General features: G+C 65.8%; 20 protein-coding genes and 1 tRNA gene. 7 read left to right on the top strand and 14 right to left on the bottom strand.

The window, feature by feature from the left end; all coding sequences use genetic code 11:
* Window positions 1–3 precede the first annotated feature (3 nt).
* Window positions 4–1,440, top strand: a complete 1,437-nt coding sequence (locus tag ACIA48_RS28680) for an amidase (RefSeq protein WP_396739427.1) — start codon at window positions 4–6, stop codon at window positions 1,438–1,440.
* Window positions 1,441–1,450: 10 nt separating this feature from the next.
* Here the strand turns inward: ACIA48_RS28680 and ACIA48_RS28685 are convergent.
* Window positions 1,451–1,534 (bottom strand) — tRNA-Leu (locus ACIA48_RS28685).
* Between the two features lie 88 nt (window positions 1,535–1,622).
* On the opposite strand from ACIA48_RS28685, the gene ACIA48_RS28690 reads away from it, so the two are divergent.
* From ACIA48_RS28690 to ACIA48_RS28700, 3 genes are read left to right on the top strand one after another with little or no spacing between them, the layout of a single operon-like run.
* A complete protein-coding gene (locus tag ACIA48_RS28690) occupies window positions 1,623–2,393 on the top strand; it encodes an LAGLIDADG family homing endonuclease (protein ID WP_396739429.1) in 771 nt (256 codons plus the stop codon).
* Complete coding sequence (locus tag ACIA48_RS28695; protein WP_396739431.1) at window positions 2,374–2,748, top strand: hypothetical protein; 375 nt, start codon at window positions 2,374–2,376, stop codon at window positions 2,746–2,748. Before ACIA48_RS28690 ends, ACIA48_RS28695 begins: the two co-directional genes overlap by 20 nt.
* Window positions 2,745–3,077: a DUF3817 domain-containing protein gene (locus tag ACIA48_RS28700; protein WP_396739433.1), complete on the top strand. Its 333-nt coding sequence runs from the start codon at window positions 2,745–2,747 to the stop codon at window positions 3,075–3,077. The genes ACIA48_RS28695 and ACIA48_RS28700 overlap by 4 nt, the downstream gene beginning before the upstream one ends.
* 3 nt (window positions 3,078–3,080) lie before the next feature.
* Here ACIA48_RS28700 and ACIA48_RS28705 read toward each other — a convergent pair whose 3' ends face one another.
* Window positions 3,081–3,962: a haloalkane dehalogenase gene (locus ACIA48_RS28705; protein ID WP_396739434.1), complete on the bottom strand. Its 882-nt coding sequence runs from the start codon at window positions 3,960–3,962 to the stop codon at window positions 3,081–3,083.
* 54 nt (window positions 3,963–4,016) lie between these two features.
* Between ACIA48_RS28705 and ACIA48_RS28710 the strand changes: the two genes are divergently transcribed.
* Window positions 4,017–4,637 carry a TetR/AcrR family transcriptional regulator gene (locus ACIA48_RS28710; protein WP_396739436.1) on the top strand — a complete coding sequence of 207 codons (621 nt, stop codon included), beginning with the start codon at window positions 4,017–4,019 and terminating at the stop codon, window positions 4,635–4,637.
* Here the strand turns inward: ACIA48_RS28710 and ACIA48_RS28715 are convergent.
* Both ACIA48_RS28715 and rdgB read right to left on the bottom strand, forming a co-directional pair.
* A complete protein-coding gene (locus tag ACIA48_RS28715; protein WP_396739438.1) occupies window positions 4,595–6,052 on the bottom strand; it encodes an MFS transporter in 1,458 nt (485 codons plus the stop codon). The two genes, ACIA48_RS28710 and ACIA48_RS28715, sit on opposite strands and share 43 nt — an antisense overlap.
* A 106-nt stretch (window positions 6,053–6,158) precedes the next feature.
* The gene (gene rdgB / locus ACIA48_RS28720) at window positions 6,159–6,761 is read right to left on the bottom strand and encodes an RdgB/HAM1 family non-canonical purine NTP pyrophosphatase (protein ID WP_396739440.1); all 603 of its coding nucleotides are present in this window, start codon (window positions 6,759–6,761) and stop codon (window positions 6,159–6,161) included.
* A gap of 146 nt (window positions 6,762–6,907) precedes the next feature.
* Between rdgB and ACIA48_RS28725 the strand changes: the two genes are divergently transcribed.
* Window positions 6,908–7,153, top strand: coding sequence for a CsbD family protein (locus ACIA48_RS28725; protein WP_396739442.1), 246 nt, complete (start codon window positions 6,908–6,910; stop codon window positions 7,151–7,153).
* 56 nt (window positions 7,154–7,209) lie between these two features.
* Here ACIA48_RS28725 and rph read toward each other — a convergent pair whose 3' ends face one another.
* From rph to clpS, 10 genes are read right to left on the bottom strand one after another with little or no spacing between them, the layout of a single operon-like run.
* The gene (gene rph, locus ACIA48_RS28730) at window positions 7,210–7,992 is read right to left on the bottom strand and encodes a ribonuclease PH (protein WP_396739444.1); all 783 of its coding nucleotides are present in this window, start codon (window positions 7,990–7,992) and stop codon (window positions 7,210–7,212) included.
* Window positions 7,993–8,052: 60 nt separating this feature from the next.
* Window positions 8,053–8,826: a cyclic nucleotide-degrading phosphodiesterase gene (locus ACIA48_RS28735; RefSeq protein ID WP_396739446.1), complete on the bottom strand. Its 774-nt coding sequence runs from the start codon at window positions 8,824–8,826 to the stop codon at window positions 8,053–8,055.
* Window positions 8,827–8,884: 58 nt separating this feature from the next.
* Window positions 8,885–9,718 carry a glutamate racemase gene (gene murI / locus ACIA48_RS28740; protein ID WP_396739448.1) on the bottom strand — a complete coding sequence of 278 codons (834 nt, stop codon included), beginning with the start codon at window positions 9,716–9,718 and terminating at the stop codon, window positions 8,885–8,887.
* Entirely contained in the window at window positions 9,715–10,401 is a 687-nt protein-coding gene (locus tag ACIA48_RS28745; protein ID WP_396739450.1) for a rhomboid family intramembrane serine protease, read from the bottom strand. The genes murI and ACIA48_RS28745 overlap by 4 nt, the downstream gene beginning before the upstream one ends.
* Window positions 10,392–11,363, bottom strand: coding sequence for a cysteine synthase (locus ACIA48_RS28750; protein WP_396739452.1), 972 nt, complete (start codon window positions 11,361–11,363; stop codon window positions 10,392–10,394). Before ACIA48_RS28750 ends, ACIA48_RS28745 begins: the two co-directional genes overlap by 10 nt.
* Before the next feature lie 2 nt (window positions 11,364–11,365).
* On the bottom strand, window positions 11,366–11,647 hold the full coding sequence (locus ACIA48_RS28755) for a MoaD/ThiS family protein (RefSeq protein WP_396739454.1): 282 nt from the start codon (window positions 11,645–11,647) through the stop codon (window positions 11,366–11,368).
* A 24-nt stretch (window positions 11,648–11,671) separates the two neighbouring features.
* On the bottom strand, window positions 11,672–12,052 hold the full coding sequence (locus ACIA48_RS28760; protein ID WP_396739540.1) for a Mov34/MPN/PAD-1 family protein: 381 nt from the start codon (window positions 12,050–12,052) through the stop codon (window positions 11,672–11,674).
* 46 nt (window positions 12,053–12,098) lie between these two features.
* Window positions 12,099–13,118, bottom strand: a complete 1,020-nt coding sequence (locus ACIA48_RS28765; RefSeq protein WP_396739456.1) for a P1 family peptidase — start codon at window positions 13,116–13,118, stop codon at window positions 12,099–12,101.
* A gap of 2 nt (window positions 13,119–13,120) precedes the next feature.
* Window positions 13,121–13,702 carry a DUF2017 domain-containing protein gene (locus ACIA48_RS28770; protein ID WP_396739458.1) on the bottom strand — a complete coding sequence of 194 codons (582 nt, stop codon included), beginning with the start codon at window positions 13,700–13,702 and terminating at the stop codon, window positions 13,121–13,123.
* A 7-nt stretch (window positions 13,703–13,709) separates the two neighbouring features.
* Window positions 13,710–14,012: an ATP-dependent Clp protease adapter ClpS gene (gene clpS / locus ACIA48_RS28775; protein ID WP_396739460.1), complete on the bottom strand. Its 303-nt coding sequence runs from the start codon at window positions 14,010–14,012 to the stop codon at window positions 13,710–13,712.
* A gap of 172 nt (window positions 14,013–14,184) precedes the next feature.
* Here clpS and ACIA48_RS28780 point away from each other — a divergent pair, with 172 nt between their 5' ends.
* Window positions 14,185–15,522 carry a nicotinate phosphoribosyltransferase gene (locus ACIA48_RS28780; RefSeq protein ID WP_396739461.1) on the top strand — a complete coding sequence of 446 codons (1,338 nt, stop codon included), beginning with the start codon at window positions 14,185–14,187 and terminating at the stop codon, window positions 15,520–15,522.
* Window positions 15,523–15,526 lie beyond the last annotated feature (4 nt).

Consider the following 15,526-nt stretch of genomic DNA (forward strand, 5'->3'; position numbering starts at 1 on the left):
GTCATGACTTCGCTTGCCGACCAGACCCGTTGGATGGATGCCACCGATCAAGCGGCGTTGATCGCATCGGGAGACGTGTCGCCGGGCGAGCTATTGCAAGCGGCGATCGAGCGCATCGAACGCATCGACCCCGCGCTCAACGCGGTCGTGATCCGCTGGTTCGACCATGCCCGCGAGACCGCGGCGAGCGATCTCCCCGACGGACCGTTCCGCGGCGTGCCGTTCCTCATCAAGGACCTGTTCGCCAACTACGCGGGGCAGCGGATCAGCAACGGCAACGTCGCTTTGAAGGAGGCGCACGTCATTGCCGACGCGGACACGACGCTCGTCAGCCGTTATCGCGCAGCGGGTCTGGTGATCGCCGGTCGCACCAACAGTCCGGAGCTGGGCAGCGTGCCCGTCACCGAGCCGGTCGCGTGGGGTGCGACGCACAACCCGTGGGACACAACGCGCACCCCCGGTGGATCGAGTGGTGGAGCGGCGGCCGCGGTGGCGTCGGGGATGGTGCCGTTCGCGCACGCGAGCGATGGCGGCGGATCGATTCGCATCCCCGCGTCGTGTTGCGGGCTGGTCGGGCTCAAGCCAAGCCAGGGTCGGATCACGCTCGGCCCGGTTCGCGACGAGAGCGGCCTTGCGGTCGAGCACTGCGTCGCCCGGACCGTGCGCGACTCGGCTGCTCTGCTCGACGCGACCCTCGGCCCGGGCGTTGGCGACACCGTGATTGCGCCGACGCCCGCGCGTCCGTACGTCGACGAGTTGGGCGCAGATCCGGGCCGGCTGCGGGTCGGCATCCTCGACCACCACGCGCAGGGTGGACGGGTCGATGCCGAAGTCACCGCGGCGACGCAGGCCGTGGGTCGGCTGCTGGAATCGTTGGGCCATCACGTCGAACCGGCATGGCCGAAGGCATTGGAGGACGAGACGCTCGGCTCCAAGTTCGGCGCAATGTGGAGCACCAACATGGGGATTTCGCGGCTGCGGTTCTCCGAACAGCTCGGCCGCCCGCTCGAGGATCACGAGTTGGAGCCGATGAACCGGGCGCAAGCCGACTTCGCGAAGCACTTCGGCGCGATCGATTACGCGCTGGCGCTCGCCGGTGTCGCGCAGTTCCGCCGGGCGATGCACTCGTGGTGGCATGAGGGCTGGGACCTGCTGCTGACGCCGACGCTTGCCGAACTGCCGCTCAAGCTGGGCACCATCGTGAACGACCCCGACAACCCGATGTCACCGATGCGGCGTGCGGGCGAGTTCGTCCCGTTCACTCCCCCGTTCAACACGAGCGGCCAGCCAGCAATCAGCCTTCCGCTCGAGTGGACGGCTGAGGGCCTACCGGTGGGTGTGCAGCTTGTCGCGGCGTACGGGCGCGAGGATGTCTTGATTCGAGTGGCGAGTCAGCTCGAGCAGGCGCAGCCGTGGGCAGATCGTAAGCCGGAGATCTGAGCGAAATGAGTGCGGGCGGTGGGACTCGAACCCACACGTTCTTTCGAACACCGGCACCTAAAGCCGGCGCGTCAACCAATTGCGCCACGCCCGCAACGTGGTTGATCGTACCCAACACGAACCACGGACTTTGTCGGACGTACCGCCTAGCTTTATGGCAAGTCCGACGAAAGGGGCAGGTCATGCGATCTGCCGAAGAGTTCGACGCTGCGCAACGCCTCATCGCGGCCGGTGTCAACGACTGCGCAATCGCGCGCCAACTCGGCATTCCGCGTGCAACTGTTCTGGATTGGCGATGCAGACCACAGGTTCGGCGCCGGCTCAACAGCGGACCCGGTTGCGGCGTTGGCCACAACTTCGCAGTATTGCCCGCAGCGCCATATTCGTATCTGCTTGGCATGTATCTCGGCGACGGCTGCATCTCGCGGAGTCGTCGAGTCTGGCGTCTCCGCATCGTCCTGGACCAGAAGTACCCGGCGATCATCGAGCGTTGCTGCCAGGCCATCGAGATGCTGATGCCGGGCCAACGACCGGGAATTGTGAAAAGTATTGGATGTGTCGCGGTTTCGCTGTACTCGAAGCACTGGCCTTGCCTATTCCCCCAGCACGGCCCCGGCAGAAAACACAATCGACGCATCGCCCTTGAACCCTGGCAGCAAGCCCTCGTCGACCAGGCCACCGAGGAGTTCGTCCTCGGATTGATCCACAGCGACGGCTGCCGTGTCGTCGCGAACGACCGCGGCGTCGCGAGCATCCGCTACCACTTCTCGAATCGCTCCGAAGACATCATCGGCCTGTTCACCGCCGCACTCGACAAGCTCGGCATCCACTGGACGCGGTCGACCAAGTACATCGTGTCCATCTACCGGAAAGCCGATACCGCTCGGTTGGACGAGTTCATCGGTCCGAAGACCCGCGCTGTACCGTTGGAAGGTGTCCACTACGCGGCGTAGGAGGCCGGCGCTCATCGCCTTGGCGGTCGTCGGCGCCGCAGGCTGCCTGGCCTTGGCCTGGTGGCAGTGGACCCGATTCGAGTCCGCATCGGGCACCTTCGTCAACCTCGGCTATGCCCTGCAGTGGCCGCTGTTCGCCGGCTTCGTCGTTTACGCGTACTACAAATTCGTGCGCTACGAAGAAGCGCCGCCCGAGCCCAAGCGGCACGATGAGATCACCGAGATACCCGCGGGCCTACTTCCAGAACGACCCGCCGCCGCGACTCGACCCAAAGATGACGACCCCGTGCTGAGCGAATACAACGCGTACCTCGCCGAGCTCGCCAAGGAAGACAAGGAACGACCGACGACATGACGGAGACCACTGGCACCCCCGTTGAGAGCATCCGCAAGGCGCTGATGGGCTATCGCGTCACCGCATGGATCACGGGCATCTGGCTCATAGCCCTCTGCTACGAGATGGTCATGAAGTACGGCTTCGGCGTCGAGGGCCTGAACTGGATCGCAGTCGTCCACGGCTGGGTCTACTTCGTGTACCTGCTCTTCACTGCCAACCTCGCGGTCAAGGTGCGCTGGCCGATCGCCAAGACCATCGGCATCCTGCTCGCCGGCACCATCCCCCTGGTCGGCATCATCGTCGAGCAAATCCAGACCAGAGACATCAAGCAGAAGCACGGCCTGTAACCGTCACGTGAGGTGCTTGAGCACCTCTTCGGCGAGCCGCTCGCCGCGATCCTCCTGCAGGAAGTGCGACGCGCCCTCGATCTGCACCTGCTCCGTCGCGCCGGGAATCAGATCGCAGAATGATTGTCCCGCTTTGGGATACGGGAATATCGGATCCTGATCGGAGAACGCCACCAGCGCGGGCTTCTGCCAGCGTGACAGCTCGTCGGCCACCGCAGTCATCACCTTCGCGCCGGGCGCGTCCTCTGAGAGGGGCACCAACAGCGGGAATTGCGCCGCACCGGCCTTTGACTCGACCGTCGGAAACGGCGCGTCGTACGCCGCCACGATGTCATCGGGAAGTTCCGTGGCGGTCGCTCCCTGAATCACGAAGCCGACCGGCAGGTCTGGGTTCTTCTCGGCGAAATCGCGCCATGCCATGAAACCCTTCGAAACCCGTCCCGTGAACAGCCCGGTGTTGAAGATCGCGAGCGCACCGACGCGGTCGGCGTTCTCCACTGCCCACCGCAGTCCGATCGCGCCACCCCAGTCCTGCACCACGACGATAGCGTCGCGAAGATCGAGACCCGCGAGCACTTTCGACGTCAGCTCGGTATGGCGGTCGTAGGTGTACCAGCCCCGGTCGGTCGGCTTGTCCGATCGCCCGAAACCCGCATAGTCCGGCACGACCACACGATGGCCGGCGTCCGCTAAAGGGCCGACCATCTTGCGGTAGAGGTACGCCCAGCTCGGCTCACCGTGAAAGCACACGATCGGCCGACCGCTGCTTGGTCCCTCGTCGACGTAGTGCATGCGCAAGCCGTCGACGTCGACGTAGTTGGGCGCGAAGTCGTAACCCGGCAGATTCTCAAAGCGTTCGTCCGGAGTCCGGAACACCTCAGTCATGCAGACAACGTAAACCCGAGTTGACCGACCGGTCAACTATCGTAGAATCACGCCATGCCACGAACGTCGGACGCGCGCGAGCGGATCCTCACGACGGCCGCCCGGCTGTTCCTCGAACGCAGCTACCAGGCCGTCGGGGTCGACGAACTCTGCCAGGCCGCAGACGTCCGAAAGGGCAGCTTCTACCATCACTTCTCGTCGAAGTCCGAACTGGCCAAAGCGGTGATCGACCTGCACGCGGAGGTCTTCGCGCGACGGTTGTCCGGCTCCCCCGCCGCGACGCCGGCGCAACGCTTGCACGCCATCCCCGACGCGATCGGCACGATTCAAACCGCGCTGGCAGCTCAGTTCGGGCGAGCGGTCGGTTGCCCATTCGGGAACTTCGCCGCGGAACTATCAACCACCGACGACGATCTCCGCACGCACCTCGCCGGGGTGCTCACCGCGATGGAACGTCATCTCGCCAAGGCGTGCCACGACGCGGCCGACGCCGGTGTCCTTCGTGAGGGCACCGACCCGGACCGGCTTGCGCACGCACTGCTCGCGCAGTACCAGGGCATCATCCTGCTCGCCAAACTCAACGACGCGGGCGTCGACGCGCTCGCGCCCGCGCTGCACGACTTCATCGACGGCTATCTTGTCGACGCAGCCACCTCGGCCGGCACGACGTCCTGATCGGCTTCGGCCACCGGGATCAACGCGGCAAGCACGCCGGCGAGTATCGCCATGCCCGCGGCGATCAGCAGACCGATCCGAAACGCCGTCACCGACGGAAATTCCTGGCCCGCAATGGAGATCGTCAGTCCCGTCAAGACCGCACCGATCACGGCGCTCGATATCGACGTGCCCAGCGCTCGTGCCAACGCGTTGATTCCGTTGGCGGCGGCCGTTTCCGACATCGGCACTGCGGCGTTGATGAGCGCGGGCAGCGACGAGTAGGCGAACCCCACCCCGACACTGACCAGAACGTTGAACAGGCACAGCTGCCATGCACCGCCGAGTAGCACGAACCCCGCAAGGTACGAAGCAGCGATGATCGCGCAGCCGAGAGTCAGCGTGAACCTCGGCCCGCGGGCGGCGGCCACCCGGGACGAGATCGGCGATGACACCATCATCGCCAGACCGCCGGGCGCCAACCAAAGACCCGCTTCGACCATCGAAAGCCCCAGCCCGTAACCGGTGGCGACGGGCAACTCGAGGATCTGCGGGCTGATCAAGGCAAGCGCGAACATCGCGAAACCGACTGCCACCGAGGCGATATTCGTCATCAGCACCGGCCGCTTCACCGTCGTCCGCAGGTCGACCATGGGCGACTCGATGCGCAGTTGCCACCACGCGAACATCGCGAAGATGATGATCGATGCGGCGAACATTCCCAGCGTGGTGGCGCTGCCCCACCCCCAGCTGCCGCCCTTGGATATTCCGAGCAACAGCGCCACGAGCCCGGCCGCAAGTCCAAGCGCGCCAAGTGGATCGAGCCGGTCGGCCGACACCGACGGAATCCGCGGCACCAGCACCGCGAAGAGAACTCCGGACAACGCCCCCAGCGCCGCCGCGAACCAGAACACCGCATGCCAGTCGAAGTGGTCGGCGATGATCGCCGCCAATGGCAGTCCGAGAGCGCCACCCACGCCGAATGATGCGCTCATCAATCCCATCGCGGTGCCGACGCGGTGGGCAGGCACGCATGTCCGCAGCACACTGATTCCGAGCGGCACGATGGGTACACCGAAGCCCTGCAATGCGCGGCCGATCACCACCGGCACCCACGCGCTCGTCGATGCCGCGATCAGGGAACCGACGGTCATGAGGATGGCGCAGGCGATCAGCAGGCGCTTCGGCCCGTACATGTCACCGAGCCTGCCGACCACCGGTGTTGCCACGGCCGCGACGAGCAGCGTCGCCGTGATCACCCACGACGCGTTGGACGCGCTCGTGTTCAGCAGCGTCGGCAGCTCTGGAATCAGCGGAATCACCAACGTCTGCATCAGTGACATGCAGGTGCCGGTCGTCGCCAGCACAGCGATCACAACTGCGGGATGACGAGTGCGCCCGACGTCGCCGATTCCCGGCGGAGTGAGGCGGCGCATCTCGGGGATGCTACCGATTAGTTCGGCTATACAAAATTTGCGGGATCTCCAGCGCGCGTAACTGGTTGATTGCGTGCACCAGGTGCGGGCGATCGACCCGTTAGGCCTAGCTGGCTAGCGCCCGCAGGGCAGGCACCAGTAGCGCCAACGCCCGCCCGCGATGGGACGCGCCATCCTTTTCGGCGGGGCTGAGTTCCGCGGCCGTGCGCGTCGAGCCCGACGGAAGGAACACCGGGTCGTACCCGAAGCCGCCGTCGCCCCGCGGTTCGCGCACAATGCTGCCCGGCCACTCGCCTCGCACCACGACCTCGCCCGCGCCAGACACCAACGCACACGAGGACACGAAGGCCGCCGCGCGCCGTTCGTCCGGCACATCCCACATTTGGCCCAACAACAGCGCGGTGTTGGCGGGGTCGTCGCCGTGACGGCCCGACCATCGAGCCGACAGCACGCCCGGCATCCCGTTCAATGCCGCCACCTCGAGACCCGAATCGTCGGCCACCGACGCCAACCCCGTCGCGCGGTATGCGTCGCGCGCCTTGGCCAACGCGTTCTCCTCGAATGTCGCGCCCGTCTCCGGCGCCTCGTCGAACGGGCCGACGTCTTCCAGCGATAACAGCGTCAGCCCCGTAACCCCCGCGGCGTCGAGCACGCGGTGCAGCTCGGCCAACTTCTTGCGGTTGCGGCTCGCGACAAGTAGATCGGTCACGCGTTGCTCCGAATCACCAGACAACGGTAGACGGCGCCCTTTGTGACACCGCTAACAGTCTGCTTGCAACAGCTAGCACAAGGGGTACCGCTAGTTCGTAGGACACCGACAACACGGTCGGTCGTCAAATGAGCGGAGGGGAATCAGTGGCTGAGAACAACAGCGGACCCATCGAGGCAGTGCGCGGAATCGTGTCGGGCGCCATCGGCTTCACCAAGCAGGTCATCGGCCTCATCTTGAACCAGAGCAGTCTTCAGGAAGAGGGCCGGGCGCAGGTCGAGAAGGCCTCACACCAGCTCGACGCAGCTCGGGCGGAGGCCGAAGCAGAGGCTGCTCGCGCCAAAGCCAAGGCACAAGAGACGCGCCAGAAGGCCGCAAGCAACTCCAAGTAATCGCAGCGGGAAGCACCCTCGACGTACCGAAGTCGGGGGTGCTTACTCGTTTTCGACTAGCTGCCGAACGCCTTCTTCGAAGGTTCGCCCGTCTCCGGAAGCTCTCCGGGATAGGGCAACTCCAGTGCCTCGCGCTGGATCACGAAGAGCTGCTCGCACCCGGCCATCGCGGCGTCGAGCATCTTGTCCAACGTCGAGCGCGGGAACGTCGCGCCCTCGCCGGTGCCCTGAATCTCGACCAGCGTTCCCGTGTCGGTGGCGACGACGTTCATGTCCACCTCGGCGCGCGAGTCCTCCGTGTACGGCAGGTCCACGCGGACGCGCCCGTCGACCACACCGACACTCACCGCCGCGATCGCGCATGACAGCGGCCGCGGATCTGAGAGCTTGCCGCCCGCGCCCAGGTAGGTCACCGCATCAGAAAGCGCCACGTAGGCACCGGTGATCGCCGCGGTGCGGGTGCCGCCATCGGCCTGCAGCACGTCGCAGTCGATCGCGATGGTGTTCTCACCGAGCGCGCCCAGGTCGATGCACGCGCGCAGCGACCGCCCGACGAGCCGGCTGATCTCCTGGGTGCGGCCCCCAACGCGACCCTTGACGGACTCACGGTCGGAGCGGTCATGCGTGGCGGCAGGCAGCATCGCGTACTCGGCGGTAAGCCAGCCCTGCCCCGAACCCTTGCGCCAGCGGGGCACACCCTCGGTGACGCTGGCCGTGCACATGACCCGGGTCTGGCCGAACTCCACGAGTACCGAGCCTGCGGGATGAGTGGTGAAACCGCGGGTGATGCGAACCGGTCGCAGCTCGTCATCAAGCCGACCATCTTCTCGTCTGGACACGCGCCCAACCCTATCGGGTGGGACCGACGGCCCCCGCCGGCCGAGCCGGCTAATTCGGCCTTAGGACCGAGCGACCTCGAACGACTCACCGCACACTACGGCGTGCACCGGACCGTCGAACTCGGCCTTGGCCTCACTGATGACGTCCTCGCGTGACGTCCACGGCGGGATGTGCGTCAGCAGCAATTCACCGACGCCCGCGTTGGCGGCGGCCCGGCCGGCTTCCGTCCCCGACAGGTGCAGCCTCGGCGGCCGCTCCGGCGAATGCGTCCACGACGCCTCGCACAGAAATATGTCGGCTCCGCGGGCGAGGTCGATCAGCGCGTCGCAGTATCCCGTGTCACCGCTGTAAACCAACGTCGCGCCCGCTGGGTCGGTGATCCGCATGCCGTACGACTCCGTGGGATGGCAGACGAGGCGCGGCTCGATGTTCAGCGTCCCTATCTCAACCGCGCGGTTGTCCACCCAGTGCCGGATCTCGAAAATGTCGGAGAAGTCGTCGATCTCGCCACCCTCGGGCGACGACGCGGCACCCAGCCGAGCCCAGGTATTGGCCGGCCCATACATAACGCCGCGCTCCTGCGCGGGCGATGGGTGATAGCGGCGCCATACGAAGAGGCCGGGCAGATCAAGACAGTGGTCGGCATGCAGGTGCGAAAGGAGGACGTAGACCGAGTTCGGGTCCGCATACCGCTGCAGCGCGCCAAGCACGCCGCCGCCGAAATCGAGGACTAGTGGCGGGGTGTCGGGAGCAGTGACCAAGTAACCGGACGCTGGCGAATCAGGCCCGACAACACTGCCGGAGCAACCGAGTACGGTGATTCGCACACTCACTAGCTTGCCATGCCCACCATCCGCAAGACGAAAACATCGCTGGTTTGCGTGACCGAATTCATTTATTGACTTTCAAAGTGCGCTGAACAGGGCGAACACCGTCGATTGTCGGACCAAGGAATCGACCCGCGAGTGTGGTGAACGCCTCAGTGTCACCAGTCGCCTCAAAACGGCGCCGAACCGCGGGCCCCGCGTCGCCAAGATGGGGGTGCAGCAAATCAAGTTCGGTGAGCACGCGGAGTAGGTCCTTGGCCGTCTCCTCCGCGCTCGACACCAGCGTCACGTGATCGCCCATGGCGAGCTGAATCAGACCCGACAGCATCGGGTAGTGCGTGCACCCCAGCACCAACGTGTCGACCTCCGCCCGCTGCAGTGGCTCCAGATATCCCTCGGCGAGACCGAGCACCTGGCGGCCGCTGGTCACCCCGCGCTCCACGAAGTCGACGAACCGCGGGCACGCCACCCCGATCACCTCGGTGTCGCGTGCGGCGGCGAACGCGTCGTGATAGGCGCCCGACGCGATGGTCGCCTCCGTGCCGATGACGCCGATGCGGCCGTTGCGGGTAGCGGCCACCGCGCGACGTACGGCGGGCAGGATCACCTCGATCACGGGCACGGGTGCGTATCGCTCGCGCGCGTCACGCAGGCACGCCGACGACGCCGTATTGCACGCGATCACAAGCGCTTTGACGCCACGGGACACGAGATCGTCGCCGATGGCGAGCGCATGCGCGCGGATCTCCGGAATGGTGAGCGGCCCGTATGGACCGTTGGCGGTGTCGCCGACGTAGATGATGTCTTCGTCCGGCAGCTGGTCGATGATCGCGCGGGCGACCGTCAGCCCGCCAACCCCGGAGTCGAAGATCCCGACCGGCGCAGTATCAGAACTCACGGCGTCAGGTTGTACGGGTTTTTCGCAGTGACCTTGCGGCGCTCCCGTTCCTTGCGTTCGGGCCCAGAAAGCAGATACGCCGCGACGACACCCGCGACCGCACCGCTCAGATGGCCTTGCCACGAAACGCCGGGAGTGCCGGGCAGCACCCCGAACAAAACGCTGCCGTAGACCAACAACACGACGACGCCGACCACGATCTCCCACACCTTGCGCGTGAAGAAGCCGAACACGATCAGGAAGGCCAGCCAGCCGAAGATGAGGCCCGAGGCGCCGATGTGGTTTGTCTCGCAACGCACGCCGACGTACGGGCAGTGCGCCCCGATATTGCCGAGCAGCCAGGTGCCGAAGCCGCCGAGGATCCAGACGATGGCCGTGGCGAAGATGAAGCGCGACAAGCCCGCAAGGGTCATCAGGAAGCCGAGGATGAGCGCCGGTACGGTGTTGGCGATCAGGTGATTCCAGTCCGAGTGCAGCAGCGGCGCCCAGATGATCCCCCACAGTCCGTCCGACTCCAGCGGCCGGATGCCGTTGTTGTCCAAGCGGTGGCTGGTCAGCGAGTCCCATAGTTCGATCACCCACAGCAGCACGACGAAGCTGATGATCGTCACGCCGCCGACGATCCACGCGGGCCGTTTCTTCGGCTCCGCCGGAGCCCCCGTGTACCCCGGTCCTACGCCCACAGCTGCCCTTCCAACGCGTCCTCTGCGTCATCCAGGCTACCGGCGTACGCACCGGTCGACAGATACTTCCAACCGGCGTCGGCGACGACGAACACGATGTCGGCCTGCTTGCCTTCCATCAACGACTTGTGGCCCATTGCCAACGCGGCGTGCAGCACCGCCCCCGTCGAGATTCCCGCGAAGATACCCTCCAGTTGGACGAGTTCGCGGGTGCGCTTCACTGCGTCATACGAGCCGACTGAATACCGTGTCGTCAGCACGTCGGCGTCGTAGAGCTCGGGGATGAACCCCTCGTCGATGTTGCGTAGCGCGTAAACGCCCTCGCCGTAACGGGGTTCGGCCGCCACGATCTGAATCTCGGGACGATGTTCGCGCAGGTAGCGTCCCGTTCCCATCAACGTGCCCGTGGTGCCGAGGCCTGCGACGAAGTGGGTGATGTACGGCATGTCCGCCAGAATCTCGGGGCCGGTCGTCTCGTAGTGCGACAAGCTGTTGGCCTCGTTGCCGTACTGATACAGCATCACCCACGACGGGTTTTGCGCTGCAAGCTCTTTCGCATGCGCGACAGCGGTATTGGAGCCGCCCTCTGCCGGCGAGTAGATGATCTTCGCACCGTAAAGCTCCAGCAACTGACGTCGCTCGATCGACGTGTTCTCGGGCATCACGCAGATCATCTGGTAGCCCTTGAGCAGCGCGGCCATCGCCATCGAGATGCCGGTATTGCCGCTCGTCGGCTCCAGGATCGTCGCGCCCGGCTGCAGTATGCCCCGTTGTTCCGCGTCCTCGATCATCCGCAGGGCGGGCCGATCCTTGATGGACCCTGTCGGGTTGCGGTCTTCGAGCTTGGCCCACAGCCGGATGTGCGGGTCCTGCATGTCGGAGTTCCAGTGCGGCGAGATCTTCTGCAGACCGACGAGGGGCGTGTTGCCCAGCGCCTCGATCAGCGATTCATAGCGCGCCAACGTCAGCCACCTGCGACCGCGGGCAGGATCGTCACCGAATCCCCGTCGGAGATCGCGGTGTCCAGCCCTCCGGAGAACCGGACGTCCTCATCGTTGACGTAGATGTTCACGAAGCGGTTCAGCTTGCCCGGATTGTTGGAGTCCATCAGGCGATCGGAGATGCCTGAGTAGTTGGATTCGAGATCGCTGATCACCGCGCTCAGCGTGGCGCCGTCCGCGGCGACGCGCTTCTCGCCGCCGGTGTGGGTACGCAGGATGGTCGGGATCGAGACGGTGACAGACATGGGCCGGTCACTCCTTTCAAAGTTCTAGTACTGCTCGACGATCTTGACGGGCTCTTCGGTGACGACGCCGTCGAGGATGCGGTAGCTGCGCACCTCGTGCTCGTTGGGGTCTCGCGTCGACACCAGGACGTAGTGGGCGTCGGGTTCGGACGCATAGGAGATGTCGGTGCGGCTCGGGTACGCCTCGGTGGCGGTGTGCGAGTGGTAGATGACGACCGGCGCCTCGTCGGCATCGTCCATCGCGCGCCAGACCTTGAGCTGCTCGCCGGAGTCGAACCGGTAGAAGGTCGGCGAACGCTCCGCGTTGGTCATCGCGATGAACCGCTCCGGGCGATCGGACCCTTCCGGTCCGGCGATCACCCCGCACGCTTCATCGGGGTGGTCGGCGCGGGCATGGGCGACCATGGCGTCGACCAAGTCCCCTCGAATCACCAGCACTCTCTCTGACCTCTCATTCGAACGCTCCGGGCAACACGTCCCGATACGTCGGTATTCCGGCGACCGACTCGGCCGCCAGCACGCCGACCAGCACCGCGCGGGCCAGGCAGTCCGCCGCGGCCGCCCCGAGAGCGGTGATCAAGGGCACCTCCGGCGACATCGACGCGGGTGTCGCCGGATCCGGTGGGACCTCGATGGCTCCGGTGGCCAGCGCGAACACCGTATCGCCATCCAGTGGGGTGTGACACGGCCGGATGGTGCGGGCGAGGCCGTCCTGGGCGGCGACGGCCATCCGGCGGCACCCCGCCTTGCTCAGCACTGCGTCGGTGGCGACGACGGCGATGGTCGTGTTGAGCGGGCTGAGCTCCGTGTGACGGTCGGCGTACGCGGCGATCTGATCGGCCGGCGGACCGATGAGGCCGAACTCCTCGATCTGGTCAGCGAGCCACGGCAGTCCCGTCGCGGGATCCACCGCGTCACCGGCGGCGTTGACGACCACGATCGCCCCCACCGTCGCGCCGGACTCGAGCGTGATCGACGCGGTGCCGACACCGCCTTTGAGCACCCCGACGCGTGCTCCCACCCCGGCACCCACGGTGCCGACCGCCACCTCGGTGCCCGCGTTTTCGGCGGCGGCACGCCCGAACTCGGCGTTCGGACGGCACTTCCAGCCTCCGACCGGAAGGTCAAAAATCACTGCGGACGGAACGATCGGCACCACGCCGTCCTCGATGGCCACCCCGCGCCCCTGCTCCTCCAGCCACTCCATCACACCGTGCGCGGCGGCCAGTCCGAACGCGCTGCCGCCGCTGAGCACCACGGCGTCGACGTGGCGCACCGAATTGATGGGGTCCAGCAAATCGGTCTCGCGGGTGCCGGGTGCACCACCACGGCAGTCGACGGCACCGACGGTTCCCGGCGGTGTCAATACGACCGTTGTTCCGGTGGCCCATCCCGAACCCAGGGCCGCATCGGAATCGATCCGATGGTGATGGCCGACGCGGATTCCGCTGACATCGGTTATCGCGCTCATGGCTACGGCTTGCCCATCATTGAAAGCACCAGATACTCCTGCAGCACCGTCAGCCATTGATAGACATCGAGATGTCCTGCCATCGGATGTTCGGGCGGCAACTCCTGGGGGCCGTCCTGCGCGATCCCGAGCATGGTGCCCAGCGCCAGTCGCATGTCGTTGACGGCCGCGGCCCAGGCATTCGCATCGTCCTCGCTGAGCTCGAACTTCCCGCCTTGCGCCGGCAGGGTGTCCAACAACCGTTGGGCCGCTTCACGTTTGGCTTCGATGATCTCCGGCTCGTGTAGGCTGCGCAGCGCACTGTTGAGACTTTCCGCGGGGCCGGAACCGGCCGGATGATCGGTTTGCGGGCGGAAGAAGTCCGGCAGCAGCCGCTTCATCGTCTCATCCTGCGGAGGCGAAGAGTGGCCGGTACGCATTCCGGTTATCTCTTCGAGTTCATCAGCGGGAGATGATGATTCGCGGTCGTTGAGCATGCCGACCATCGACGTCGCGAGGTTCTGCAGCAGAGACACCTCGTGAGCCGCCAGCGCTGATCGGAACCGCGGGCCATCGACGGTGTCGACCCGTTTCCATTTGCGCACAGTCGGATCAGCGGTCCTGCTGCAGGGTCGCCCACAAGCCCGCGGCGTGCAGCTTGGACACGTCGACCTCCATCGACTCACGGCTGCCGGCCGACACCACGGCCTTACCCTCGGTGTGCACCTGCATCATGAGCTTGGTCGCGTGCGGCTCGCTGTAGCCGAAGAGCTTCTGGAAAACGTACGTCACGTATGTCATCAGGTTGACCGGGTCGTCCCAGACCAGGGTCACCCAAGGGGTATCCGTCGCATCGACGGTGGCGACGTCCCGTTCCTCGCGAGTTCCCGGTCGGGCCTTCGCCGGCGTAACCATGCCAGTAAGGATAGCCAGACATTCACGTCAGGCGTTCGCCGGATGCTTGGCTTCTTCAGTGGACTGCGATCCGGGTGCGAGGATCGACCAGATTGTCGCGTCGCAGCCCGCAACACGCCTGTTCGACGGATTATGCGGAGGCCAGCCGCCCGGGAGCCGATACGGTTGCGGTGTGGTCCCGGCGTCTACGGCGTTACTCACCGACAAGTACGAGTTGACGATGCTCGCGGCCGCCCTGCGTGACGGAACCGCGCACCGGAAGACGAGTTTCGAGGTATTCGCCCGCCGGCTTCCCGAAGGCCGTCGCTACGGCGTGGTCGCCGGAACGGCCCGGTTCGTGGAAGCGTTGGCGCAGTTCACGTTCGGCGAATCTGAACTATCCGCACTTTCGGATTTCTGCGATCGCGAGACACTGGCCTACCTCGCCGACTACCGATTCCGCGGCGACGTGGACGGCTACGTCGAGGGTGAGCTGTACTTCCCCGGCTCCCCCGTGTTGTCCGTCCACGGCACATTCGCCGAATGTGTCGTCCTGGAGACCCTGGCCCTGTCGATTTTCAATCACGACACCGCAATCGCCTCGGCGGCCGCCCGGATGGTCAGCGCCGCCGAAGGCCGCACGATGATCGAGATGGGCTCGCGGCGAACCCACGAGATGGCCGCGGTCGCATCCGCGCGCGCCGCCTACATCGCGGGCTTCACCGGCACGTCGAACCTGGAGGCACAGCGCACCTACGGAGTGCCCGCACTGGGCACGAGTGCGCACGCATTCACGCTGCTGCACACCGTTGAGCCAGTGGACCTGGGTGATGAGCCGCTTGCGCGAAGAACATCCGAATGGGAGAAGGCGGCGTTCAAAGCCCAGGTTGACGCGCTCGGCGTCGGCACCACGCTGCTCGTCGACACCTACGACATCACGCAGGGAGTGGCGAACGCGGTCGAGGTGGCGGGCCCGGACCTCGGCGCGGTTCGCATCGACTCGGGCGATCTCGGGGTGCTCGCGCGGCAGGTCCGAGCGCAGCTCGACGGGCTTGGCGCCCGTAACACCCGAATCGTGGTGTCCGGCGATCTCGACGAGTACGCCATTGCGGCACTACGCGTCGAACCGGTGGACATCTATGGCGTCGGCACCTCCGTGGTCACCGGGTCGGGGGCGCCGACCGCCAGCATGGTCTACAAGCTGGTCGAGGTCGACGGCCTGCCCGTGGAGAAACGGAGCAGCCACAAGGAGTCTCACGGCGGGCGCAAACAAGCGGTACGGACGTGCAAATCCACCGGCACCATCCTCGAGGAGATCGTCCATCCCTACGGGCAGCCACCCGAGGGCGAGTCGGGGCGCACCCTTACGGTCGACTTCATGCGTGACGGCGAACCGGTGGCCAACTTCGATCTCGCGACCGCGCGCGAACGCGTCAAAGAGGGCCTGCTGAGCTTGCCCTGGGCCGGGCTGAAACTCTCCCGCGGCGAACCCGCCATCACCACCCGCATGATCTCCCCCGCGAGTCACTAGGAGC

This window comes from Mycobacterium sp. NPDC051804 (assembly GCF_044452905.1).
Taxonomy (GTDB): Bacteria; Actinomycetota; Actinomycetes; order Mycobacteriales; family Mycobacteriaceae; genus Mycobacterium.